We start from the raw sequence: 23734 nt of genomic DNA on the forward strand, positions 1-23734 counted from the left end.
TTAACAACATAAACATACAGTAATGCGAATAGCCTTTGTTATCAACGACTACGATAGAGAAGAACCCTACTTCACAACAACCCGCCTGGCCTTGCAGGCATTGCAGAGAGGACACGAGGTATACTACATTGCCGTGGAGGACTTCAGTTACACAGCTTCCGGTCAGATGGGGGCCCACGCGCGCAAAGCACCTTCCAAAAAATTCAGAAGCCCGAGCATCTTCATGGAAGAAGTGTTCAAAGTAGAAAAAAATCTGATTGAATCAAAAGACCTGGATGTGCTGATGTTGCGGAACGACCCTTCTGCCGATCTCGAAGAACGGCCATGGGCGCAGTATTCAGGCATTGTGTTTGGTCAGCTGGCAAAACGCAACGGTGTGCTGGTGCTCAACAACCCGGACATGCTGGCCAAGGCCACCAATAAAATGTACTTCCAATATTTTCCCGAAATTATCCGGCCCGAAACCATTATCACGCGCAGCGTCCGCGAGATCCAGAGCTTTTATACCGCGCATAAAAAGAATATTGTATTAAAGCCATTGCAGGGATCGGGCGGTAAAAATGTCTTTTTGGTTAATGAACAAAATAAAAACCTCAACCAGATCGTGGACGCCATTGGGCGCGATGGCTACATCGTGGCGCAGGAATATCTTCCCAAAGCCAGCAAAGGCGACGTGCGGCTGTTCCTGCTTGAAGGAAAGCCTATTGATATCAATGGGAAGATAGCGGCTATCCATCGTTCCCAGGCGCAGGGCGATATCCGCAGTAATATTCACCAGGGTGGATCGGTATCCCCGGCTAAGATCACGAAGAAGATGCTGGAAATCGTGGATGCGGTGAGTCATAAATTGGTAAAGGATGGTATGTTTCTTGTGGGACTTGACATCGTAGGTGACAAAGTGATGGAGATAAATGTCTTCAGCCCCGGTGGCATGGGACATGCTTGTAAACTAAACGGAGTAAATTATTTTGATCTGGTGATCAAAGCTATTGAGGAACAACTGTAGGAAATTGACGTGACGGTTTAAGGGTGCTGCATATATTAGTCAATCGTTGACTAATATTAACTCAATAGATCAGTCCTTTTGAGACTTTGCTATTTTCAATACCAAAAACCATCACATGTTACATCTAAACCAGGCCCTCTTCCCGGCCCGCATGCGCGCGAGCCTGAGAAAATGCATTGCACTGGCAGTGCTTGTATTCATCTTCCACCCGCCGATCCGAGCCGCGGATCCGCATTTCAAAATCACCTTTCAGGCAGATCACGCCGTTACAGGTACGGTGATCAGCAACACAGGAAGCCCGATCTCCGGCGCCAACGTAACCGTTAAGAGTACGCAACAAGGCACCACTACGGATTCCAGCGGGCGATTCAGCATCAGGATGCCTTCGGGCAACGACACGCTGATTGTCAGCTACATCGGGTTTGCTACGTTGGAAGTACCCGTCAATGACCAGATGCAGATCACGGTGACGCTCGGCCCCAACCAGGGCCAGATGGATGAGGTCGTCATTGTCGGATATGGTACTCAGAAGAAATCGAATATCACCGGTGCCGTTTCTTCCATCAATACGACGAAGATCAATAATATTCCGCTCACGAATATGTCCAACGCGCTTGCTGGACGGGCAGCTGGTGTCACCGTGGTGAACACTTCCGGATTGTCCGGCGCCTCTTCCACCATACGTGTGCGTGGTAGCTTTGGCGAGCCGGTCTACGTAATCGACGGGATCATCAAAAGCAAGTCGGCTTTCGATGCGTTGGATCCTAATGAGATCGATCAGATGAGTATCCTGAAAGATGCCGCCAGTGCTTCAGTATATGGTGTGCAGGCGGGTAACGGCGTGATGGTGATCACTACCAAAAAAGGAACGACAGGTAAACCTGTATTTGGGTTCCAGACTTCCTATACCACCTCAAGGCCAACGCAAACATTGCTGGCGGACATGACTACCGCAACCGATGAGTTGATCTATCAGAACCGGGTAACGCAATGGAACAATGAATACAACAACCGACAGGATCCGATGCCCAACACACAAACCATCTTTGATTATTTTAAAGACCGGTCTTACAACGCGAATGATTGGGTTTGGCGCAACCCGTCCAATCAGAAGTATTTATTAAGCGTCAGCGGCGGTAGCGAAAAGATCAATTATTACTCAATGGTCAGCTATACCGGGGAGAAAGGATCTTATATCAACCTCGACTACAAGAAGTTCAACATGCGCAGCAACGTGACGGCAAGATTGAGCGATGCGATCTCCGTCAACCTGAACATTGCGGCTGCTCAGCAAAACTCCGACCGCTTTTACTGGCCATTCACCGGCGATGATGATTATGATGTCAGCGACTTTTACCGGGTGACGTTCAACTGGCCCAAATTATTTCCGTTCTATTTGAATGAAGACGGAACCGTTGCCGACCAGATTACCAAATACCCGATCCAGCCCGCGATCGGCAGCTGGCAGCTGTGGAATGTGGTAGACATGGTGCAGGGTGACAGATATATTAATACACGCCGCAGGCAATTCAATCCTATATTGACATTAGATATAAAACTGGATCAGTTCGTAAAAGGCCTTTCTACCAAGCTGGTAGGTAACTATGAGGCCAACGACCTGATGCGCAAATGGTACCTCACGCATCAGTACAATTATAAGTTTATCTCTGCCGACCCCACCAACAACCCTTACATTCCAGGGCCGCCCGATCCTAACCAGATCAATATTTTCACCTTCAGTCAGAACCAGCCCTTCCTACGTTATAACATTTACACAGGCTGGCAGTACCAATTCAACTGGTACCTGAACTATGACCGTAAGTTCGGTAAACATGGTATCAATGCGATGGCCGTGTTTGAACAGGCAGACAACCGGCGCATCAGCGCGACGGCCCAGGGCTTTGCCCCGGTCACTTCGATCGATCAGATGTTTGCTTATTCCACTTCTTCGGGAAACCGGTTTGGTGATGCTTTCGAATTTATTGATCCGGCGATTACCCGGCAATCATGGATTGGTCGTTTGAATTATAATTTCGACGACCGCTACCTGGCGGACTTTTCCTTCCGGTACGACGGAACGGTATTAGCTGCCAAAGATCAGCGCTGGGGCTTCTTCCCATCAGCTTCATTGGCCTGGAGAATATCTCAGGAGTCTTTCTTTAAAGACAATGTAGACTGGATGAATGAATTAAAGCTACGCGCCAGCTACGGTACCACCGGTAACCTGGTAGATGTGAACAATAACCAGATCGGCAATTTTCTTTACACGGATACCTACACCAACACCGGGGGATACATGTTTGGCAACACCTATTATATTACTGTAGGTCCCGGGCCAACACCAGTGCCGGGCATCACCTGGGCAACCAATTATGAAACCAACCTCGGCCTCGATTTTGCCATGTTGCGCAACAAGCTGTCTGGCTCTATCGATGCATTCCTGAAGAAACGGAAGAATATTTTAGGTGCCCGCACCATTACGCTGCCTGTGACTTACGGGCAAAGCCTGGCGCCTGAAAACTACGCTGCTAATTCCACCAGAGGTTTGGAGGTAGCGCTTCAATGGCAGGATAAGGTGGGAGAGATTGTATACTCTGTTTACGGCAATCTGGGTTATGCCAAAGACCGTTGGGATGTACTGGATCCGGCCAATGCTTCCTACTATCCTGGCCAGCCGCAGGATTTTCGCTATCCGGTGGGCTATCCGGCCAACCGCCTTTTTGGGTATGTGGCTGAAGACCTGATCCGCACACAAGCAGAGCTGGATGCGTTACTGGCCAGTGGCTACACCACATTCGGAAGAAAGCCTTATCTGGGAGCAATCAAATATAAAGATATCAGGGGGGCTGGTTTTTCTGATACTCCGGATGGAAAGATCGATGACAACGATGTGGTGCTGTTGAGTGATAACGGCGCACCGCGCATCAATTACGGACTTGGGTTTACTGTTTCCTGGCGCGGCCTTTCACTGGATGCGCTCCTGCAGGGTGTTGGAAAATATGACCGGATGGTGAGCAACCAAGATGGGGAAGGCATGCGGCAGCATGGCGGATCGATAAGGCCGTATTATCCGATCTGGACCACAGATGTCTGGACACCTGAAAATCCCGATGCCCAGTATCCCCGGCCCATCGGTCAAAACTGGTTAGAGTCCGGGACATTAGGTTCCAGCTTCTGGCTGCGCAATGGCGCCTACCTGCGGCTCAGGAATATTAATATTGCCTACGATCTTCCTGCCAGCTGGATCAGCAAGATCGGACTTACCGGCACGCAGCTGTTTTTAAATGGTACCAACCTGCTCACCTTTTCGGAGCTTAAAGAGTTTCATGATCCCGAACAAAAGAATTACGACTCTTATCCCATCATGAAAACCTTTACCATAGGTCTTAACCTTAAGTTCTAACAGCACCTGTTATTGAAAATTTCAGTCAATAAAAAATTAACGAATGAAACGTTCATTATAAAATTTTCATTTTTATCACACAGGGAAATGATCCCGATAGCTATCGGGATATACCTGACAAGTTCCATTCGATCGTTAAAAACATAAATATTTACGAATGAAAAAGTTATCAGCTATATATCTTTCGGCGGTGTTACTTCTCGCCGGCTGTTCAAAAGTGCTGGATATACCCAACCTGAGTGGTTATGATCCAACGCTTGTTTGGACAGATCCCAATGTTGCCAACGCATATCTTGGCAACATCTATTCCAGCGCTTTCGGTAACTGGAATATTGGTCTCGACGGTCAAAGTGAGCAGTTAACCGGTGTGCCCTTTCCTGCTGACGTAGTGACTACGGTGAATGCGGGGAACCTCGTTGCAATTCCCGGTACCGGTAACAATGACTGGTCTACCAACTACACGCGCATCCGCCTGATCAATGACGGTATCGCACGGACCAACGGCGGATCATTATTGCCCAATGTAAAACAAGCGTTGTTAGCACAGTTCTATTTTTTGAGGGCCTACACTTACTTCGGTATGGTAAGAACCTATGGAGGGGTTCCTTATCTGAAAGTGCCGCAGGACCGGTATGCAGACGAACTGAACATTCCACGCAATTCCACAGAGGAGTGTTTTGATATGATGATCAGTGACCTGGATTCTGCTCTGGGGCTGCTTCCCAAACGCATTACTGCTTCTTCAGGAGACTGGGGCCGGATTGATGGCAATTTTGCCCTGGCTTTTAAAGCCAAAGTGTTGTTGTATAAAGCCTCACCGCAATTTAACCCTTCTAATCCCTGGAACAACAGCTATTGGGCAGAGGCCTATATGGTGAACAAGAATGCCTATGACAGCCTCAGCGCGCAGGGCTACACACTGATTAGTGATTATGCCCAGATCGCGCTTTCCGAAAGAAACGCCGAAGTGGTCTTTTCTGTGACGAACCTGTTTCCCAACAAGGTAGCGGCCTGGGACAACGGCGCCCGCCCGGGTTCTTTAAGCCGCGGCCCTGCGTCTGTCGCTCCCACATGGGAACTGGTAAAAGCCTTCCCTATGAAAGACGGCAAACGATACAATGATGCATCAGGCGCTTATTATAAAAACGATGCGGAATTTTTGCAGTCATACTGGGAGAACCGCGATCCCCGTTTCGAAAAGTCCGTCGTGTGGAATGCCCGGCCTTACCCGGTTGCAGGCACAGTGCCTGGTTACCGTCAATATACACCGCTCGGTGTTGCAGATGCCCTGGATAACTACGGGGTCAATCCTAACTCAGCTACCAGGTCAGAAAATAACAACAGGTACAGTGGCTTCTTCATCTTAAAAAACAGCAATCTCTCCCTGACGCAAGCGCAGGTACAGCAATACGACGTGGATTATGTCGTGATGCGGTTTGCCGAGGTGATGTTAAATTATGCAGAAGCGGCCAACGAAACAGGGCATCCTGCAGAAGCGCTCACCCTATTAAGAGCGATCCGCGCGAGGGCGGGCATAGAGCCGGGTAATAGCAGCAATTATGGAATAACGGCTACGACCCGCGAACAAATACGCCAGGCGATCATGGATGAGCGCAATATAGAGTTCTGCTTTGAAGGGCTCCGGTTCAGCGATCTGCGCCGCTGGCGATTGTTTAGCGTATTAAATGCGCAACAAAAACATGGGGTAGAAGCCATTGCGATCAATGACAACGGCACGGAGATGCCCCTGACTGCAGCCAGGCAAATGGCATTGGCAAATCAACTGACGGAAGGCGATTTTAAATACAGCTTACTGGACGCACCGCAATCAGGAGTGAAGGTCAATACCCTGCCTGACAGCTATTATTTCGCTCCGATCCAGCAGAGTGTTATTGCAGCAGGAAATAAAATACAACAAAATAAAGATTGGGGAGGGACGTTCAACCCGACTCTTGAATAAGTGAGTTCTGAGTGATTCAAAAGCCTGTCCAGCTACTCATTCATAGCCGGACAGGCTTTTTTATGCATCCATTCTTTCAATACTGACTAACCTGAACTTAGCGAGGTTCTCATGCTTACTCGATTTGCAGGTCAGGTAGTGTGGATACTCTATAATTTCTCTTTCAATATCAACCCGGTAATGGCCGTTATTGCTGGTCGTAACATCTACCGAATAATGATCTCCTTCATGATGCAGCAACCGCGTATGAATTTCGAAATCTATATCATAGTTCTGTAAATGCGCGCGCAAATGGCCTTCTATCGCCTGTTCATAAAACGAGCGCCGGCTGGTGCCGCGAAACTTGTTTTTATAGATCTTCCTCAGCAAGGTTCTCACCATGATATGTCCCACATCTTCGACCGCCACATGCCCATAGTAGATACCAAAAGGCATGGCAACGACATTGGCCGCAAACCGGTCACCGCCTACGTGCGTACATTCCCAGACGTTTACATCCGCATTGAAGGATTCAAAGAACTTAAAAACCGGAAAGCCGAATTTGGCGCAGCACTTATCCTTTTTCCCATTGGTGCAGATCACGAAGAAAGGATCTGTTTGCCACTGGGTGTCAGGCGAGTTAATATGAGCTTCCAGGTCTACAGAAGCCACTTCTTCAATAGGCACCTCGAGCGTAAAGTACTTGTTACGCGTGCAGTCTACAAATGAGATCTTACAATCTTTAAAGTTGGTCTTTTTATTCCTGGTGAGTAACACCTTACCTTTTAACGACCTGGCGAGCAACTGGATGCTTTTCAGCCACTGTCTGTCAAAGTGTGCATCGATGATCTTTTCAGGAAAGGGATTGCTGTGCTCGATCAGAATAAAAGAGCTGGAATTGGCCGCGGTTCCGGTCAGCTGCTCTTTAAAATACCTTGATGCTGCGCTGCAAAAAAAAACCTGTTTGTTTAGACTGCTTTCCAAATATGCTTGCTTTATAAGTCAAATGTATACTGCCTTTCGCTTGTCTCTGATGTCTGTAAACCGCCCGTTGGGCAGGGGCGTTGAAGAAGATTATTCGTTAATATAAACAATGCCTTCCCGGATTAGTTGTGTGATGAGTTCCTTTTTTGGGGCATCCTCCGACGGCAGGTCGTTCAACGTGAATTTTTTATGTTCGAAAATGAATTCTACAGAGGGTTTCAGGGCATCGGAAAATTGTATCGCCTTGCCCAATAGTTGTAATTCATGCCCTTCGTCTTTCTTTACAAACTGGCAGATCACTCCTTCATTCAGGGCCAGCTTCGTTTCCGGCGTTACCTTATTGATATTCCGGATGCTCTCAAAATATCCATGGAAGGGTTGTGGCTGTGCAGATCTGAAACTTTTATTCAGTCGCTCTATGCCTTTATCTAAGTCTAGCTCGGAAAGGGTTTCCTTAAGCGCGTCTATTTTTTCCAGGATGCGTTCTTTAAGATCATCTTTCCAGAATGGCACTGCCTCGCGGAATGCTTTAAATTCCTCTAATTGAGGAAAGATCTCGCTAAAATATCTTGCCCAGGTAAAAGATAAGACGCCAATTGTGATGTGTGACGATATGCCATCATCCGCTACCGCATCGTGCACATACCCGCGTGGTACATACAGGAAGTCGCCGGGACTCAGTTGCAGGGTATGCAGAGGCTCCTTCTGGTAGTCTTTACTGACAAAAGACTGGTTCTTGGTAGGCAATTCCTTTTCAAAGCCGTACAGGTGCCAGGTCTTGGTCCCGGAGATCTGCAAGACGAATACATCATGCGTATCCCAATGCGGATTGAAGCCCTGCGACTGATTAGGCGTTATGTAAAGATTTGCCTGCACGGGGGAGTTGAATTTTTTTGACAGCTCCAGGCAGCAATGAGAGAGATGGTCAAAATACCGCTGTCCCGCCTGGATCACGAAGGTTGCTCCGTTGTTGAACAGGGAGAAAGCCTTGTCTGTATTGATGATGCCGTCTTTTCGGTGGTGGCCGATCGGCGTGCTCTTAAGTGTATATTCCCCGTTCGGGATCTCTTTCCCGTTTTTAACGATCCGCACCGAGGGGTAAAAAATATCCTGGCGTTCCAGGTAATCCGAAATTTCTTTAGTAGTCAGTATGTCCTGGTAATAAGTCTCGTCATTTCTTTTGATATACAAAATATCCTTTTCGTGATAGTTGTTGAAAAAGTCGTCAACTGTGTAAGGATCTACAATAGATTCGAAAAATTGCTTCATCGTCTGAGTTTAGTAAGTCGCAAAATGCAAAAAAAGCCGCAGAAATGAACCTTTACTGCGGCTTTTGAAAAAATTAGTTGATTGATTGGAAAACTTATGCTCCGGTTCCGGCACTGTCAGTACCGCCATCTCCGTCTGCTCCTCCATCTCCATCGGCACCTCCGTCTCCGTCTGCGCCTCCGTCACCATCAGCACCACCGTCTCCGTCTGCGGCATCTCCACCGTCAGCACCGCCATCTCCGTCGCCATCGTAAGCACCTTCAGTACCTGTAGCCTCGTCTAATCTTGTCACCAATACTTCTTCATTGTTCAGTTCCATATTTGTTGTTTCCATAAAATAACTTTAAGGTTTAGTAAATGAGATTTCTAAACTAAAATAAGCATTTTTTTTCATTTAAAAATCAAACCTCCTTTGATTTTTTCTTTACGAAATGATTAACAAATGTCACGCATGGTTTATCTTCCGTCCTTCAAAATACATAACATGCGTTATTGTTTCATTGCTTTTCTATTCCTTTCCAATTTAGTGTCGGCACAGACTATCACCTATAAGAGCAGTGATGCCGGGTGGAATGGTGATTCCCTCGGCAATCATCGTTTCGTGGTGGAGCTGACGGCTGCCGAATATCAAAGAAACAACAAAGTAGCCCACGTGATCATTCCCTGGCGGAGACGCGATCCTCAACCGGAGGAAAAGCGCATCATCATTGTTCATGAGCGCGGCAGCAAGCCTGTGGGCAACAGTAAAATCATCAGCGCCAGCAATGAAGCAGGCAATATCCTCTTCGAACCGGCTGATGGTCCCGGGAAGTATTATGTGTACTATATGCCTTACAAAAATGAAGGCCGCTCCAATTATCCGAAAGGTGTTTATCTGAAACCGACCGAAGCAGACGCATCGTGGATCAGGCAAACACAACTCAGGAAAGCGTATGCTGAGGCTTCCGCAATGAGTTACGAAGCGCTGGATGCGTTCAATAGTTTTTACCCGATGGAGATCATTGCCACAAGAAACGAAACAGACCGCTTGTTGCATTATGCCTCCGATAAAAGCTATATCGTCTTCCCGGAAGATCGCATGCATCCCATCAAGATGAAGGATTATCTGCCGAAACGCTGGATCGAACGCGGGATCCGGACCACCTTCAGCGACACCGCGGATCGTGGTGAATACCTGGCGTTTCAATTAGGAATATATGCGAGGGAACAGTTGAATAACGTCCGGATTCAATTTTCAGATCTTACTGGTAGCTCAGGTAAAAAGATCGCTGCCCGCAACCTTTCTTGTATCAACACGGCCGGTGTCGATTATAAAGGGCAACCGCTGACGAAGACGGTTAGTATTGAACGCGGAACGGTTCAGCCAATGTGGTGTGCAGTCCAGGTACCCGTTAATGCTGCTTCCGGTGTTTACAAAGGACAAGCGACCCTATCAATCGATGGGCAAGATCCTCAAACCATCCAGCTAACGGTGCATGTGACCAACGCCGTGGCCAAAGACGGAGGTATTGATCAGCCTGAAAAGCAAACCCGCTTATCGTGGCTGAACTCTATGCTGGCGCAGGACAATTCAGTGATAGCGCCTTATACACCGCTGAAAGTGTCCGATACGTCGGTACAGCTTTTAGGCCGGAAAGTGGTGATCAGCCGCACCGGGTTTCCCGCACAGATACAAACCTTTTTCACCCCGGAAATGACGGACATAGGGTCGGAGGCCAACAATATGCTGACCGAGCCGATGCACTTCCATATGATAGATGGCCGCACAGGGGAGGAGGTGAAATGGAAAAGCAATGGTGTGCAGTTTCTGCAGAAAGACGCGGGCACCGTAGCCTGGCGGGCGGTCAACAGTTCGGAAGCACTGCAAATGCAGGTAGATGCCGCGTTGGAATTCGACGGCTTCCTGGCCTATACAGTAAGGTTGATTGCGTCCCGTGACATGGCATTCAAGGACATTAAATTTCATATGCCCATCGTTCCTGGATTCGCGCGCTACTTCATGGGTCTCGGATTGAAGGGGGGCGCCCGTCCCGATTCCGTTCTCTGGAAATGGGATGTGGCCAATAAGAACCAGGATGGCGGCTGGATCGGTGCTGTCAATGCAGGGTTGCAATTTTCACTTCGTGACCAACATTATGTAAGGCCGCTGAACACGAATTTTTATCTGCAAAAGCCTTTGTTGCTGCCCGGTTCCTGGGGCAATAACAATGAGGGTGGTATCGATATTTTTCAACAAGGCAATGCGGTTTTAGTAAATGCCTACAGCGGCCAGCGCCAGATGAAAAAAGGCGACACGCTGTACTACAATTTCAATCTGCTGATTACTCCGTTTCATACGCTCCAGACAGATTTTCAATGGCAGAACCGTTTTTACCATAGATACGAATCGCTCGACAGCATCAAGGCCAAAGGCGCCAACGTCGTAAATATTCATCATGCCACGCCGATCAATCCATATATTAATTATCCGTTCATCGAATGGAAAAAGATGAAGGCTTATATCGATAGCGCTCACGCATTAGGTTTGAAAGTGAAGATCTATAACACAGTTCGGGAGCTATCTAACAAAGCTTATGAAACATTCCCCTTGAGAAGTCTCGGCCATGAAATATATTCACCCGGGCCGGGTGGCGGTTTTAGCTGGTTGCAGGAACATGTGGGAGACGATTATATCGCGGCCTGGTTTGTTCCTTCTATAAAAGACGCGGCCATCGTTAACAGCGGCATGAGCCGTTGGCATAACTATTATGTAGAGGGGATGAACTGGCTCGTGAAGCACGTGGGTATTGACGGTATCTACCTCGATGATGTTGCTTTTGACCGTATCACGATGAAGCGTATCAAACGGGTGCTGATGCAGAACGGGCATCCCGGTATTATCGACCTGCACTCTGCCAACCAGTACAATAAAAGTGATGGATTTAACAACAGCGCTAACCTGTACATGGAGCATTTTCCTTACCTGAACCGGCTTTGGTTTGGAGAATATTTTGATTATGAAAACAATGATCCCGATTTCTTTTTGACCGAAGTCAGTGGCATCCCCTTTGGGTTGATGGGCGAGATGTTGCAGGACGGAGGGAATGCCTGGCGCGGCATGATCTATGGCATGACGAACCGTTTACCCTGGAGTGACGGGGCCGATCCACGGCCTATCTGGAACGCGTGGGATGAATTTGGAATGCAGGGCGCTGAGATGATCGGTTACTGGAGCCCGGGCTGCCCGGTGAAGACCAGTCACGACCGGGTGCTCGCCACTGTGTACAGGAAAAAAGGCGCTGCTCTGGTATCCATTGCCAGCTGGGCAACAGAAGATACCCATGTACAGCTACAAATCGATTGGAAACAGTTGGGGCTAAACCCTTCTGAAGTGACAATAGAAGCAAAAGCCATTAAAAATTTTCAGCCGGCGCGTGTATTCAAACCGGGAGAAAGCATCCCGGTAGAGAAAAATAAAGGCTGGTTGCTGATGATTAAATAACTTTAAAAAAAATAAAATGCCCGCTATATGAACAGAAAACTGTTTTTAAAACACATGTCGGCTGCAGTGGCAGCGACGGCCGCTTTTCCCGCGTTTGGAAAGAATGGATTGTTTCAACCCGGTGCCAAGCCATTTTTTGAGATATCCCTGGCCGAATGGTCACTGCACAAAAGTCTCTTCGCCAAGGAGATCACCAATCTTGACTTCCCTGTGATGGCTAAAAAAGATTTTGGTATCAGTGTGATCGAGTATGTGAATGTCTTCTTTAAAGACAAAGCCAATGATACCAAATACCTGAACGAGCTGTTGCAGCGTTGTAAAGACAATGGCGTAAAGAACCACCTGATCATGTGTGACGGGGAAGGCGAACTGGGCGATACGGATACTGCCAAAAGAAACAAATCGGTGGAGAATCACTACAAGTGGGTTAATGCTGCTAAACACCTGGGCTGCGCTACTATCCGTGTTAATGCCGCAGGCAATGGAACGCGTGAAGAAGTAGCCGCCGCTGCAGCGGAAGGCTTGAGCAAACTGGGCGCCTACGCCGCGAAGGAAAAGATCAATGTGATCGTGGAAAACCACGGTGGCTATTCATCTGATGCCGGCTGGTTAAGCGGTGTGATGAAGAAGGTCAATATGCCCAATGTTGGTACGTTGCCTGACTTTGGAAATTTCTGTATCAAAAGAGATCCTAAAGACTGGAAGATCTGTGTGGATGAATATGACCGGTATAAGGGAACGCGCGACCTGATGCCTTTTGCCAAAGGAGTCAGTGCCAAGAGCTATGATTTTGATGAGAGCGGGAACAGCATTGAAACAGATTATTTCAAGATCATGAAGATCGTGAAAGATTCAGGCTTCAAAGGTTATGTAGGTATCGAATATGAAGGCGACCGGCTTTCAGAAAAGGAAGGCATTTTGAAGACGAAAGCCTTGCTGGAGCGCATCCAGAAAGAAATGTAAGGAATAACCAACTCTTGTAGTAGTTAAATATTTATCTAGGCAAAGCCGCAATCTTGGGAGCGGGAAAAAAAGTGATGGTCTTAGTTAACAAAAAGGCCATGCTGATTTCCCGCTTCTTACTTTGCCCTTTTTGTTACTCCGGACTCCCGACTTCGGACTTCGGACTTCCGACCTCCTACCAATTATTTCCCTGCTCCTCATTGATCCTTTCAGACACATCAGTGGGTTTCCTCTCCCGCCAGTGAGGGTCATATTTCACGAACCACGACAGCCAGAGACTGCGGGACAAACGCATCAGCCAGGGCTGCAGTACGATCAGCAACACCGCGTTAAAAATAATCCAGTACATGAATCGCTTGTCTTCCAGCGAAAAACCTACGATAATCCACCAGGCGATAGCGCTGGCAACGCTGAGTGCGACGGCGAGCATGTAGCTTACATAGCTGGTCCCATAGAAAAAACCCACTTCCAGTTCCGTTGCTTGTCCGCAGACAGGGCAGTTCTTATTCATTTTCATCATGCCGCTCAACTTCAGGCTGAGTGGTTTTTCAAATAGCTTTCCCTCGCGGCAGCGCGGGCAGTAGCAGCCCAATACAGCGCCGAGATAACTTCTTTTTGCCTTCGTTTCTTCCTTCATGTCGGTTATTTTTTAATTGAAGCAAGGATCTTTTCCATTTGCGAACTGCGACTTCCTTTGATCAGAAAATAGGTATCGTTAAACGCCTGTTGCGCTGCCCAACTGGCAGCATCAGCTGCATGATCAAAATAGCGGAACTCCGTTTGGAATGGTAAGAAGGGTTGTCCCACGAGGACCACATCCTGCCAGCTATACCGCTTGATCAGGTCAACTAAGGCCTGGTGTTCTTTTTCGGTCTCTTCACCCATTTCGGCCATAGCGCCCAGCATTAATATTTTTTTCGTAGCGCTGACTTTGGAGAAATTCTCAACGGCCAGTTTCATACTACTGGGGTTGGCATTGTATGCATCCAGGATGATCTGGTTGCTGCCGGCTTCCACCAGCTGCGAGCGACTGTTCGACGGTTGATAATTACCGATAGCAGCCCGAATCTTATCGAGAGGAACATCAAAATGATGACCCACCGCGACAGCCGCCAGCACATTAGGCAAATTGTAATCGCCTACTAATTGCGTCGCGATCACCTGCTCCTGCCCGCCGACAGCAACACTCGCTTTGAGCAAGGTGCCTTCGCCTGCAATATTTCCGGTGACATCCGCCGCTGCTGTACCATATGTTACCAGCTGTGCGATCCCCTTGCTCATGCTCTGCAGGTAATCATAATCCTTCATGATAAACGCGGTAGCATTGCTGCGGGTCCTCAGGTAGTCAAACAGCTCACCTTTGCCTTTTCGCACGCCCTCAAGGCTGCCAAAGCCCTCCAGGTGTGCCTTTCCGCAGTTGGTGATCAGTCCATGAGTAGGCTCTGCCACGCGGCAATAACCTTCAATTTCATGCAAGTGGTTTGCGCCCATTTCTATCACGGCGATGTCCGCGTCTGGTCTGATCTTAAGAAGCGTCAGCGGCACTCCGATATGATTGTTGAGGTTGCCCTCGGTGGTATATACTTTATATCGTTCGCTCAACACGGCGTGTATCAGCTCTTTGGTCGTCGTCTTCCCGTTACTTCCTGTAATGGCTAAAAAAGGAATCGGGAATTGCCTGCGGTGATGATTCGCTAAAGCCTGCAGGGCAGACAACACGTCTTCTACCAGGATCATTTTTTCCCGGTAGTCTGGGCCCGCGTCCGCATTGACCTCTTCATCGATGACGGCATACGCAGCACCCGCATCCAGTGCGCTTTTAGCAAACAGGTTGCCATTAAAGTTAGGGCCTTTGAGTGCGAAAAAAATATCGCCCGGCTTCAATTTGCGGGTATCTGTTTGAACGGAGGGGTATTGTTGATATAGGGTATAAAGTTCCTCAATATTCATAACTGCAAAAATAGCTAAACCCGGTTGTTTAAAATATTTGTGGCTTACCTTAGCCGCAAAATATAAATCATGAGCTATAGAATAGGCAGTGGCATAGACTTTCATCAATTGGTAACCGGCCGCGATTTGTGGATAGGAGGTGTGCTGATCCCGCATACAAAAGGTGCGATCGGTCACAGCGATGCAGATGTTTTGTTACATGCGATTTGTGATGCACTGCTGGGCGCGCTGGCGTTAGGCGACATTGGGGTTCATTTTCCTAATACTGATGAAAAGTATCGCAATATCGACAGTAAAATATTACTAAAGCACTGCATTGAGCTGATCAAAGAGAAAAAGTACAAAGTAATCAATATTGATTCGACACTGACATTGCAGGAACCTAAGATAAAGCCCTTTGTTCCTAAAATGCAGGAAACCATCGCGGAAATTTGCGAAATACTGGTGGAGGATGTGTCCATAAAAGCAACCACCACAGAAACCATGGGCTTCGTAGGTCGTGAAGAAGGACTGGTGGCTTATGCCACGGTTTTGTTACAGAAGATTTAGCATACCTCAGGAAGGTTTTAGTTGGTTGCTTCTACCTCAGACGCCGGTATTGAAATATGCCATAAGGTGTCGGCGCTCAGATCTACATCATACCCTTTCCACTCGACAAAGTAGCCTCCATTATAGAGCGAAGAAGAAAAGATTTCAGGGTCCGCCAGAGGTCTGAAAACTTCTTTGTCTAAAAAAGGTTTAATATCAGCAACTCTCCTCGAACCGTCGCTGAAAAGACAGTTCAATTGAAAGTCCGCGAGAGCGTTTATGTTGGTAAGGGTTCTCATTTTAATGCCTCTATTTTAAATATCTGTTGTCCCGACACAGCCAGCTTCCAATTTGCCAGCAGTTCATCTTTGTGGATCTCAATCCACGCCATGACCAGCTTCAGCTTATCGTTAGGAAATTTACCTGTGAGAATGTTCCCCTCGGGAATTTGTATTGCTGCTGCGAAGTCCGCATATTCAACATGGACATGCGGGACATGATGTTCCTTGTTGTCGTAATAAAACATCCTGACGATTATGCCATAGAACATAGATATTATAGGCATATCAAACAGTTTTAAGCAAAGTTAAGATTTTTACCCTCCTAAGATATTAACTTTTATCCTAATTGCCCCTTACTCTTCAAACTTTTCAAACCGTTAACTTTTGCAGTCTGTCAACCTTTAACCACAACAGGTTATCTTTGCCGCTATGGCACAACTTGAAGTTAAAATCGTTAATAAATCACAGCATCCGTTACCTGCATATGCCACCTCCGGTGCATCCGGAATGGACCTCAAAGCGTCTATCGAAGAAAATGTAGTGCTCCAGCCGCTGGAACGCACGTTGATCCCTACCGGCCTGTTCATTGAGCTTCCGGAAGGATACGAAGCCCAGATCAGGCCCCGCAGCGGGCTGGCCGTTAAACAGGGGTTGACCTGTCTCAATACCCCGGGCACCATTGATGCAGATTACCGCGGGGAAATCAAGGTGATCCTCATCAATTTATCCAATGAGCCGCAGACCATTCAGAATGGAGACCGCATCGCTCAAATGGTGATCCAGAAGGTCGAAATGATCAGCTGGACGCCGGTTGATCACCTCAGCGAAACGGTGAGGGCTGCCGGTGGGTTCGGGCACACAGGAAAAAATTAAAAAATCAGGTTTGGGGCGACCCGGTATGGTTTTTCGGTAGGTATTACCGTTCCTGATTTTTGAATAAAACAAACAAACATGAAAAAAATATTAGCTATAGTATGTATTGCAACGCTTGCGTCTTGCAACTCAGGTAAAAAGGCGACGAAGACGCCTGTGCCGCCGCCGGTGGCTACTGTAGAAGATGAAAGCCCCAGTGTCGTGTTATCAAAATTAAACACGATCGATTTCAAAACCTTCTCGGGGAAAGTAGATGTAGACTTTGACGACGGAAAAGGAAACGGTAAAAGCGTGAGTGCCAAACTGATCATCAAAAAAGATGAAGCCATCTGGATGTCTGCCGGGCTGATGGGTTTTGAAGGCGTAAGAGCATTGATCACCAAAGATTCTGTCAAGATTCTCAACAAATTACAGAAGGAATACATCGCTACCAGCTTGTCCTATTTGCAGGATAAGATCGGTTTGCCGGTAGATTTTGCCACCTTGCAGGACCTGCTGATAGGTAACCCTGTATTTGTCAATAAGGATAACGCGAGCATGGTGAAAGAGGGCGGTAACTATGTCATTACTACACAGGATACGCGTTTCAAAAATTTGTTAACAGTGCTGATGCCGGGATACCTGCCATCTGTCAGTAAGCTCACCGACGTAGACGCCACTCAAAATCGCAGTGCGATGCTGGCCTATAACAACTATAAATCAGTGTCGGGAAGAAACTTCTCTGCCACGCGTGATATCCAGGTAGATTACAAAAATAAAATCACCATCAAGCTTGATTTTAGATCTTATGATTTTGATGGCGAAGTGAGCACGCCGTTCTCCGTGCCGTCAGGATACAAGACTAAACAATAATGGCGGGTCTTTATTTATGAACCAAAATTCAATACAGCTACCATATTTATCGATGCCTGTGGAGGCCCGGGTAAATCGCAGGCGTTCGGCCTTTGCCCGGCTATCGCGGTTTTTCCCGGCCGTGCTGGTAGCATGCTGCCTGTTAATCGCTTCATTAGCGTCGGCTCAGAAAACAAGCGATAAGTCGTCCATGGAAGAAGAGCGGCGCAGGTTACAGCTCGAGCTGAGGCAGATCCAGGAAGCGTACGACGCAGTGAAAGGAGAGAGTAAGAATACGCTGCACCAATTAGCCGCCCTGAACAAAAAAATCGAAGTCCAGGAAAAATACATCAACAATATCGGCAAGGAGATCAGGCTGATCAATGATGATATTTATTACAGCGCGATCGAAATAAAACGCCTCAAAAAGCAGATGGACACGCTGAAGGCGCATTATGCAAGAACGGTCGTGTATGCGTACAAGAACAGAAGTAACTACGCTTACCTCAATTTCATATTTTCTGCCAATAGCTTCAATGATGCCATGAAACGGGTGGCCTACTTAAAGAACTACCGCAATTACCGGCAGAAGCAAATGGATGATATTGTTAAAACCAGCAAGCTGATCGATACCCGGTATGCACAGCAGCTGGCCAGCAGGCAAAGGAAGGAAGGCGCTTTAGAAACGCGGACCAACCAGTTTTCAGTATTGGAGCTGCAAAAGGATGAAAAAGATTCTGTCGCAAGATTGTTGCAATCCCAGGCCGGATCGTTGCAAAAACAGATCGCGAAAAAGAAAGAAGAGGACCGGCTTTTAAAAGCAAATATTGCGGCGGTCGTTCGCAGAGAAATCGCCGAGGCGAAAAAGATCGCCCAGGAAGACGCGCGAAGAAGAGCCGCAGCTGAAGCCAAAGCCCGGCAAGAAGCCTGGGAACGTGAACGGGCGCTCGAAACGGAAAAGGCATTGGCGTCCGCAAAAGCACCTGAGCTTTCGAGACCAGGTACTCAACAACCCGAATCAGAGCAGCCGGTTGCTCCCTCCCGTGAATTAAAGTTTGACCCCGTCGGCACAGGCAAAACCAGTAATCTGCGCACCATCCCTAAAGCCGACAACTCGATTGTCGCCAATACCGGACCGATAGCCGCGCGGGCCGCCACCAGGCCGCCACCCGCACCAGTGGTGGAAAACAAAGTGCCGGATGGTGGATACCTGAACTTTAAGGCTGACGACATTGCATTAAACAGCGATTTTTCCCAAAACCGGGGCAAACTACCTTCTCCGGTAGACGGCGTGATCACCCTTGGATTCGGGCGTTATAAAATTGAGGGGGTTGGGCCCGATATCGTAGGCGACAACCCTGGCGTTACCTACACCGCCAGCGTAGGCGCGCCGGTCAGAGCGGTGTTTGAAGGAGAGGTGGTAAGCATATCTAAAGTAGGTGGCACTTCCTTTGTCGTGCTTAGACACGGGAAATACTTTACGGCCTACAGTAACCTGGCATCGGTAAGCGTGAGCCGGGGCGGCACGGTGGACCGCGGTCAATCCATCGGAACGGTTGGTGCTGATGAAGAAACCGGAAGCGGGAAGCTCGACTTCATCCTGATGATCGAAGAAAAAAATGTCGATCCCCGTGCGTGGCTGAGATAGTGGCAGAAGGTTAATGCGTTAAAAACGGTAGCGATGGAGCATGGTATTGTCAAAAAGGTAGAGATCATATCTGTAATTTCCAACACCAGAGATTCGCGGACGCTTTTACTGAAGCCGCTGGATGGCTGGCAGCCGCGTTACAAAGCAGGACAATTCCTGACCTTCATTTTCCATAATCATAACGGCGAGCAACGCCGGTCTTATTCCATTTCATCTTCTCCCGATGCGGACGAGCCATTAGCCGTCACCATAAAAAAGTTAGATAACGGCGAATTTTCCAGGCAGCTGGTTTACAAATCGAAGCCGGGTGACATATTACTTACGTCAGGCATCAGTGGCTTTTTCGTGCTGCCTGAAGAAGTGATTTCGAAAACCTTCTGCTTTCTGGCTGCCGGAAGCGGGATCACGCCCTGCTTCTCACTGATCAAAACCCTGCTGCTCACCACACGCCAAAAAGTATTTTTGTTTTACAGCAACCGCACTGAAGCCGATACCATCTTTCTGCATGAATTGCAAACACTGCAGACGCAGTATGCAGACCGTTTTTATATTCATTTCATGTTTAGTAACAAGCTCGATGTGTATTACAGCCGCCTCAGCCACTGGCTGCTAAGCCATTTGATCGGGCAGCATTTCAGTGATGTTGCTACACGAGATCTGCTTTTTTATATCTGTGGTCCTTTTGATTATATGCTCATGGCGACGATTTCATTGCGGAATAACGGTGTGGCCAATAGCCAGATCATCAAGGAAGACTTTAACCCGCTGCCACCCATTCGCGTGCCGCTGTCGCCAGACACCGACAGCCATCAGGTGACCATGCATGTAGGCGGCAAGGTGCACCGGATCGAAGTGCAGTACCCTCAAAATATCGTAGCGGCGGCCAAAGCATCTGGTATCAGCGTCCCCTATAGCTGCGAGGCGGGAAGTTGTGGAAGCTGCATCGCCACCTGCATTTCCGGCAAAGTGTGGATGGCTTATAATGAGGTTTTGGTAGATGAAGAAATAGCTAAAGGCCGCGTACTTACCTGCCAGGGTTTTCCTGTCGGCGGTGATGCTGAAATCGTATTCGACTAACTCAATGCGTTTCCCTCAATTATTTACTTTCTAAGATATCCAAAGCGTTTTGAACGCTGCCATGTTCAAGGAGCAGGGTTTTAGCCTGGTCATAATCGGCGATGCCTCCTTTAGCCATCAGGATTTTCACGGCCCTGTCGGTGATCTTATTATTCACTAACCTCACATGTACCATGCTATTGTCTGACACCCGTCCCAGCCGGATCATGGTCGTGGTGGAGATCATATCAAAGATCATTTTTTGAGCGGTGCCACATTTCATCCTAGTGCTGCCGGTGACAAATTCCGGTCCGGTAATCACTTCTACCGGAATGGCCGCCGTTGCGGCAATGGGTGAACCGGGGTTGCTCACAATGCAGCCCGCCGTAATGCCGTGGGCCTTGCATTGCTCCAGGGCGCCCAGGACAAAAGGTGTGGTGCCACTGGCCGAAATGCCAACGACGATGTCGGCTGCCGAGACATCGCGCGCTTTCAAGGCTTCCCATCCTGTGTGGGATTCGTCTTCCATTTCTTCAGGAGCTTCCAGCAAGCGATCCAGTCCTCCGGCAAGGATGACATTGACCATCTCCTTATCCACTCCATAAGTAGTAGGCACTTCGAGCGCATCCAGAACAGACAGGCGTCCGCCGCTGCCCGCCCCCACATAAAACAAGCGTCCGCCTGCCTGTAACTTTTCCACGATTGCTTTGATCAGTACATTGAGTTGAGGTAGTGCTTTTTCAATAGCCAGCGCTACTTTTTGGTCTTCCTCGTTGATAGCAGCGGTGAGGTCTTCGACCGTTCTTTTGTCAAGATGTCTGTAAAGAGAAGGTTGTTCGGTGATTCTTAGCATAAATAATGAATAAAGCAGCTATTAAAAATATCGATGACTATCTGTTATCAGAATCAATAAAAAGCTCGAAAGAATTGTTACCTGCTCTTGCATAAAAGTTTTTGAATCCTGCAGGCAGATCGTCATCAGAATGTCCCTATAAAAATACTATTTATTCAAAAATTTTAATATGTCGGATGTTGCTAATCTATCGCCATATGCTGCTGTCATGACAAGGGCATACGGGTAAAATAACTGTATAAAAAATATTTTTTTCTTTTGACACCCCGCCTACATTTGCAACCCGATAGCTAAGAAATTCAAAAAATATGGACCTGAAGTATATACAACAGATTGCAACTGAACTATCACTACCGCTGAAGAATGTGACCAACGTGCAGCTACTGCATGAAGAAGGTGCCACCATTCCGTTTATAAGCCGTTACCGGAAAGAAGCCACCGGCAACATGGACGAGGTTCAGGTGGGTGATGTAATTGATAAGATCAAATATTATGATGAGCTGGAAAAGCGGAAGGATACGGTGTTGAAAACCATTGAAGCCGCAGGGAAGCTGACACCGGAACTGAAGCTGCGCATAGAAAACTGTATCAACGCTACAGAGCTGGAAGATATTTACCTGCCGTATAAGCCCAAACGTAAAACGCGGGCCACCGTGGCTATGGAGAAAGGATTAGAGCCGTTGGCGAAAATGTTATTCGATCAGAACCAGGAGGTCTCCGAAGAAGTGATCACCAAGTTTATCAACGAGCAGGTAAAGGACAACGTAGAAGCACTGCAGGGCGCACGGGATATCATTGCAGAATGGATTTCAGAAAGCGAGCAGGCCAGAACGCTGATCCGGTCTATCTTCCAGGAATCTTCTTCTATTTCCGCAAGAGTGTTGACCACCAAGAAAGAATCAGAGGAAGCCCAGAAATACCGCGATTACTTCGAATTCAAAGAGCCTTTGTCTGATTGTCCTTCGCATCGGTTGCTGGCGATCCGCCGCGGAGAGAAAGAAGGTTTTCTGATCATGGATATTTCAATTGAAAAGGAATCGGCGATCGGTGAACTCAAGAATGTGTTTGTGAAATCTTCCGGCAGCGCCGGCCAACAAGTGGCTCTGGCTACGGAAGATGCTTACAGCCGCTTATTGAAACCGGCTATTGAAACGGAGTTTCGTATGAGCAGCAAAACGGCCGCTGATGAAGAAGCGATCCGCGTGTTCGCGGAAAACCTGCGCCAGTTATTACTGGCATCTCCGCTGGGTAGCAAAAGGGTGTTGGCGCTCGATCCCGGGTTCCGGACCGGCTGCAAAGTGGTGTGCCTCGATGAAAGCGGCACATTTTTGAAGTATACTACGATATTCCCGCATGCCCCTCAAAACGAGTGGGAGGGCGCAATTGCTACGATAAAAGACCTGGTAAACAAGTATAACATTGAAGCGATCGGTTACGGTAATGGAACGGCCAGCAAGGAAACGGAAAAGCTGGTGAGAAGCATTGACTTCGGAAAGCCGGTTGCCATCTTTATGGTCAACGAAAGCGGCGCCTCCATTTACTCAGCCAGTGAAGTGGCGCGGGAAGAATTTCCCAACGAGGATGTGACCGTTCGCGGTGCTATCAGCATAGGCCGCAGATTGTTAGATCCGTTAAGTGAGCTGGTAAAGATCGATGCGAAAAGCATTGGTGTCGGACAATACCAGCATGATGTCAACCAGAACCGTTTAAAGGAAAGCCTGGACAATGTGGTGCAAAGCTGTGTAAACTTTGTCGGTGTTGATGTAAACACCGCGAGCAAGCACCTGCTGACCTATGTGTCCGGATTGACCGCTACCACCGCGAAGAATATTGTGGAGTATCGCAGCAAGAATGGCGCGTTTGCATCGCGCGCTGAATTGTTGAAAGTGTCGATGCTGGGGCCGAAAGCTTATGAACAATGTGCGGGTTTCTTACGAATTCCTAATGCGGCGAATCCGCTGGACAACTCGGCGGTTCACCCCGAAAGCTACGGCATCGTGGAAGAGATGGCGCAAAAAATGAGCTGTACGGTACAGGATATTATTGCCCGGCAGGAGATCCGTCAACAGATCAATCCTAAGGAATTTATTACCGAAACAGCGGGTGCTTATACCATCGAAGATATTTTGAAGGAACTGGAAAAGCCAGGTCGTGATCCACGCGATACGATCGAAGAATTTCGCTTTGCAGAGGGCGTTGCCACCATGGAAGACCTGAAACCCGGCATGAAACTACCTGGCATCGTGACCAATATCACCAACTTCGGTGCTTTCGTCGATGTAGGAGTGAAACAGGACGGGCTGGTGCACGTTTCTCACCTGGCCAACAAATATGTGAGCGACCCTAACGAAGTGGTGAAGCTGAATCAGAAAGTGATGGTTACCGTGCTGGAGGTAGATGCGTCGAGAAAGCGGATCGCGCTGAGCATGAAAGAAGACCGGAAAGACGAACCCCGCCAGAGAAGCGGCGCCCCAACCCCCAAAGGCAAACCCGTTAATAAACCCAAGAGCAACTTCCATTCGAGCCTCGACGCTTTAAGGAAAAAGTTTGATAAGTAGCGCATCTAATTAGTCTGACCGTCCCGGTCTGACTAGTTATTTATGGAAACGTTATTTCAACATCAAAAGAGTTCAAAAACCTCAGGATAGGGTCCGGTTAAGCTTGGATAC

General features: G+C 48.0%; 19 protein-coding genes. 11 read left to right on the plus strand and 8 right to left on the minus strand.

Translation table 11 applies throughout. The features are described from left to right. Nucleotides 1-22: 22 nt before the first annotated feature. The 3 genes from ACU37H_RS14685 (at nt 23) to ACU37H_RS14695 (ending at nt 6369) form a co-directional block, all read left to right on the plus strand. Entirely contained in the window at nt 23-1006 is a 984-nt protein-coding gene (locus ACU37H_RS14685; protein ID WP_472703354.1) for a glutathione synthetase, read from the plus strand. Nucleotides 1007-1121: 115 nt separating this feature from the next. Next, complete coding sequence (locus ACU37H_RS14690; protein ID WP_472703353.1) at nt 1122-4409, plus strand: SusC/RagA family TonB-linked outer membrane protein; 3288 nt, start codon at nt 1122-1124, stop codon at nt 4407-4409. Nucleotides 4410-4566: 157 nt separating this feature from the next. Then, the gene (locus ACU37H_RS14695) at nt 4567-6369 is read left to right on the plus strand and encodes a RagB/SusD family nutrient uptake outer membrane protein (protein WP_472703352.1); all 1803 of its coding nucleotides are present in this window, start codon (nt 4567-4569) and stop codon (nt 6367-6369) included. 60 nt (nt 6370-6429) lie between these two features. On the opposite strand, the gene ACU37H_RS14700 is transcribed toward ACU37H_RS14695, so the two are convergent. The 3 genes from ACU37H_RS14700 to ACU37H_RS14710 all read right to left on the minus strand — a co-directional run bounded on the left by ACU37H_RS14700 (nt 6430) and on the right by ACU37H_RS14710 (nt 8935). After that, nucleotides 6430-7332, minus strand: coding sequence for a ferredoxin family protein (locus tag ACU37H_RS14700; protein WP_472703351.1), 903 nt, complete (start codon nt 7330-7332; stop codon nt 6430-6432). Between the two features lie 90 nt (nt 7333-7422). Continuing rightward, entirely contained in the window at nt 7423-8601 is a 1179-nt protein-coding gene (locus ACU37H_RS14705) for a cupin domain-containing protein (RefSeq protein ID WP_472703350.1), read from the minus strand. A gap of 94 nt (nt 8602-8695) precedes the next feature. Further along, nucleotides 8696-8935, minus strand: a complete 240-nt coding sequence (locus tag ACU37H_RS14710) for a hypothetical protein (RefSeq protein WP_472703349.1) — start codon at nt 8933-8935, stop codon at nt 8696-8698. A gap of 150 nt (nt 8936-9085) precedes the next feature. On the opposite strand from ACU37H_RS14710, the gene ACU37H_RS14715 reads away from it, so the two are divergent. Together ACU37H_RS14715 and ACU37H_RS14720 are read left to right on the plus strand one after the other, a co-directional pair. Then, nucleotides 9086-12082 carry a glycoside hydrolase domain-containing protein gene (locus ACU37H_RS14715; RefSeq protein ID WP_472703348.1) on the plus strand — a complete coding sequence of 999 codons (2997 nt, stop codon included), beginning with the start codon at nt 9086-9088 and terminating at the stop codon, nt 12080-12082. Nucleotides 12083-12109: 27 nt separating this feature from the next. Continuing rightward, nucleotides 12110-13045 (plus strand): sugar phosphate isomerase/epimerase family protein, encoded by a 936-nt coding sequence (locus tag ACU37H_RS14720; protein ID WP_472703347.1) that lies wholly within the window; start codon nt 12110-12112, stop codon nt 13043-13045. A 175-nt stretch (nt 13046-13220) separates the two neighbouring features. Here ACU37H_RS14720 and ACU37H_RS14725 read toward each other — a convergent pair whose 3' ends face one another. Both ACU37H_RS14725 and ACU37H_RS14730 read right to left on the minus strand, forming a co-directional pair. Then, the gene (locus ACU37H_RS14725) at nt 13221-13682 is read right to left on the minus strand and encodes a DUF983 domain-containing protein (protein WP_472703346.1); all 462 of its coding nucleotides are present in this window, start codon (nt 13680-13682) and stop codon (nt 13221-13223) included. Nucleotides 13683-13687: 5 nt separating this feature from the next. Continuing rightward, nucleotides 13688-14995 (minus strand): UDP-N-acetylmuramoyl-tripeptide--D-alanyl-D-alanine ligase, encoded by a 1308-nt coding sequence (locus tag ACU37H_RS14730; protein WP_472703345.1) that lies wholly within the window; start codon nt 14993-14995, stop codon nt 13688-13690. A gap of 69 nt (nt 14996-15064) precedes the next feature. Here ACU37H_RS14730 and ispF point away from each other — a divergent pair, with 69 nt between their 5' ends. Next, nucleotides 15065-15544 carry a 2-C-methyl-D-erythritol 2,4-cyclodiphosphate synthase gene (gene ispF / locus ACU37H_RS14735; protein WP_472703344.1) on the plus strand — a complete coding sequence of 160 codons (480 nt, stop codon included), beginning with the start codon at nt 15065-15067 and terminating at the stop codon, nt 15542-15544. A 17-nt stretch (nt 15545-15561) separates the two neighbouring features. Here the strand turns inward: ispF and ACU37H_RS14740 are convergent, their stop codons facing one another. After that, nucleotides 15562-15822: a DUF2442 domain-containing protein gene (locus ACU37H_RS14740; RefSeq protein ID WP_472703343.1), complete on the minus strand. Its 261-nt coding sequence runs from the start codon at nt 15820-15822 to the stop codon at nt 15562-15564. Then, nucleotides 15819-16088 carry a DUF4160 domain-containing protein gene (locus tag ACU37H_RS14745; protein WP_472703342.1) on the minus strand — a complete coding sequence of 90 codons (270 nt, stop codon included), beginning with the start codon at nt 16086-16088 and terminating at the stop codon, nt 15819-15821. The genes ACU37H_RS14740 and ACU37H_RS14745 overlap by 4 nt, the downstream gene beginning before the upstream one ends. 145 nt (nt 16089-16233) lie before the next feature. Here ACU37H_RS14745 and dut point away from each other — a divergent pair, with 145 nt between their 5' ends. The 4 genes from dut (at nt 16234) to ACU37H_RS14765 (ending at nt 20233) form a co-directional block, all read left to right on the plus strand. After that, the gene (gene dut, locus ACU37H_RS14750; protein WP_472703341.1) at nt 16234-16677 is read left to right on the plus strand and encodes a dUTP diphosphatase; all 444 of its coding nucleotides are present in this window, start codon (nt 16234-16236) and stop codon (nt 16675-16677) included. A 78-nt stretch (nt 16678-16755) separates the two neighbouring features. Continuing rightward, complete coding sequence (gene lolB1 / locus ACU37H_RS14755; RefSeq protein WP_472703340.1) at nt 16756-17529, plus strand: lipoprotein insertase outer membrane protein LolB1; 774 nt, start codon at nt 16756-16758, stop codon at nt 17527-17529. 16 nt (nt 17530-17545) lie between these two features. After that, nucleotides 17546-19156: a murein hydrolase activator EnvC family protein gene (locus tag ACU37H_RS14760; protein WP_472703339.1), complete on the plus strand. Its 1611-nt coding sequence runs from the start codon at nt 17546-17548 to the stop codon at nt 19154-19156. Between the two features lie 33 nt (nt 19157-19189). Continuing rightward, nucleotides 19190-20233: a flavin reductase family protein gene (locus tag ACU37H_RS14765; RefSeq protein WP_472703338.1), complete on the plus strand. Its 1044-nt coding sequence runs from the start codon at nt 19190-19192 to the stop codon at nt 20231-20233. 19 nt (nt 20234-20252) lie between these two features. On the opposite strand, the gene ACU37H_RS14770 is transcribed toward ACU37H_RS14765, so the two are convergent. Further along, nucleotides 20253-21065, minus strand: coding sequence for an N-acetylmuramic acid 6-phosphate etherase (locus tag ACU37H_RS14770; RefSeq protein ID WP_472703337.1), 813 nt, complete (start codon nt 21063-21065; stop codon nt 20253-20255). A 308-nt stretch (nt 21066-21373) separates the two neighbouring features. Between ACU37H_RS14770 and ACU37H_RS14775 the strand changes: the two genes are divergently transcribed. Continuing rightward, entirely contained in the window at nt 21374-23623 is a 2250-nt protein-coding gene (locus tag ACU37H_RS14775; RefSeq protein WP_472703336.1) for a Tex family protein, read from the plus strand. The last annotated feature ends 111 nt before the right edge of the window (nt 23624-23734 follow it).

The sequence above is a fragment of the Niabella sp. ZPM-14 genome (assembly GCF_055693045.2).

Coding starts and splice junctions, on each gene's coding strand:
- ACU37H_RS14685 (WP_472703354.1), top strand. CDS start 23: ATGCGAATAGCCTTTGTTATCAACGACTACGATAGAGAAGAACCCTAC.
- ACU37H_RS14690 (WP_472703353.1), top strand. CDS start 1,122: ATGTTACATCTAAACCAGGCCCTCTTCCCGGCCCGCATGCGCGCGAGC.
- ACU37H_RS14695 (WP_472703352.1), top strand. CDS start 4,567: ATGAAAAAGTTATCAGCTATATATCTTTCGGCGGTGTTACTTCTCGCC.
- ACU37H_RS14705 (WP_472703350.1), bottom strand. CDS start 8,601: ATGAAGCAATTTTTCGAATCTATTGTAGATCCTTACACAGTTGACGAC.
- ACU37H_RS14710 (WP_472703349.1), bottom strand. CDS start 8,935: ATGGAAACAACAAATATGGAACTGAACAATGAAGAAGTATTGGTGACA.
- ACU37H_RS14715 (WP_472703348.1), top strand. CDS start 9,086: ATGCGTTATTGTTTCATTGCTTTTCTATTCCTTTCCAATTTAGTGTCG.
- ACU37H_RS14720 (WP_472703347.1), top strand. CDS start 12,110: ATGAACAGAAAACTGTTTTTAAAACACATGTCGGCTGCAGTGGCAGCG.
- ACU37H_RS14725 (WP_472703346.1), bottom strand. CDS start 13,682: ATGAAGGAAGAAACGAAGGCAAAAAGAAGTTATCTCGGCGCTGTATTG.
- ACU37H_RS14730 (WP_472703345.1), bottom strand. CDS start 14,995: ATGAATATTGAGGAACTTTATACCCTATATCAACAATACCCCTCCGTT.
- ispF (WP_472703344.1), top strand. CDS start 15,065: ATGAGCTATAGAATAGGCAGTGGCATAGACTTTCATCAATTGGTAACC.
- ACU37H_RS14740 (WP_472703343.1), bottom strand. CDS start 15,822: ATGAGAACCCTTACCAACATAAACGCTCTCGCGGACTTTCAATTGAAC.
- ACU37H_RS14745 (WP_472703342.1), bottom strand. CDS start 16,088: ATGCCTATAATATCTATGTTCTATGGCATAATCGTCAGGATGTTTTAT.
- dut (WP_472703341.1), top strand. CDS start 16,234: ATGGCACAACTTGAAGTTAAAATCGTTAATAAATCACAGCATCCGTTA.
- lolB1 (WP_472703340.1), top strand. CDS start 16,756: ATGAAAAAAATATTAGCTATAGTATGTATTGCAACGCTTGCGTCTTGC.
- ACU37H_RS14760 (WP_472703339.1), top strand. CDS start 17,546: ATGAACCAAAATTCAATACAGCTACCATATTTATCGATGCCTGTGGAG.
- ACU37H_RS14765 (WP_472703338.1), top strand. CDS start 19,190: ATGGAGCATGGTATTGTCAAAAAGGTAGAGATCATATCTGTAATTTCC.
- ACU37H_RS14770 (WP_472703337.1), bottom strand. CDS start 21,065: ATGCTAAGAATCACCGAACAACCTTCTCTTTACAGACATCTTGACAAA.
- ACU37H_RS14775 (WP_472703336.1), top strand. CDS start 21,374: ATGGACCTGAAGTATATACAACAGATTGCAACTGAACTATCACTACCG.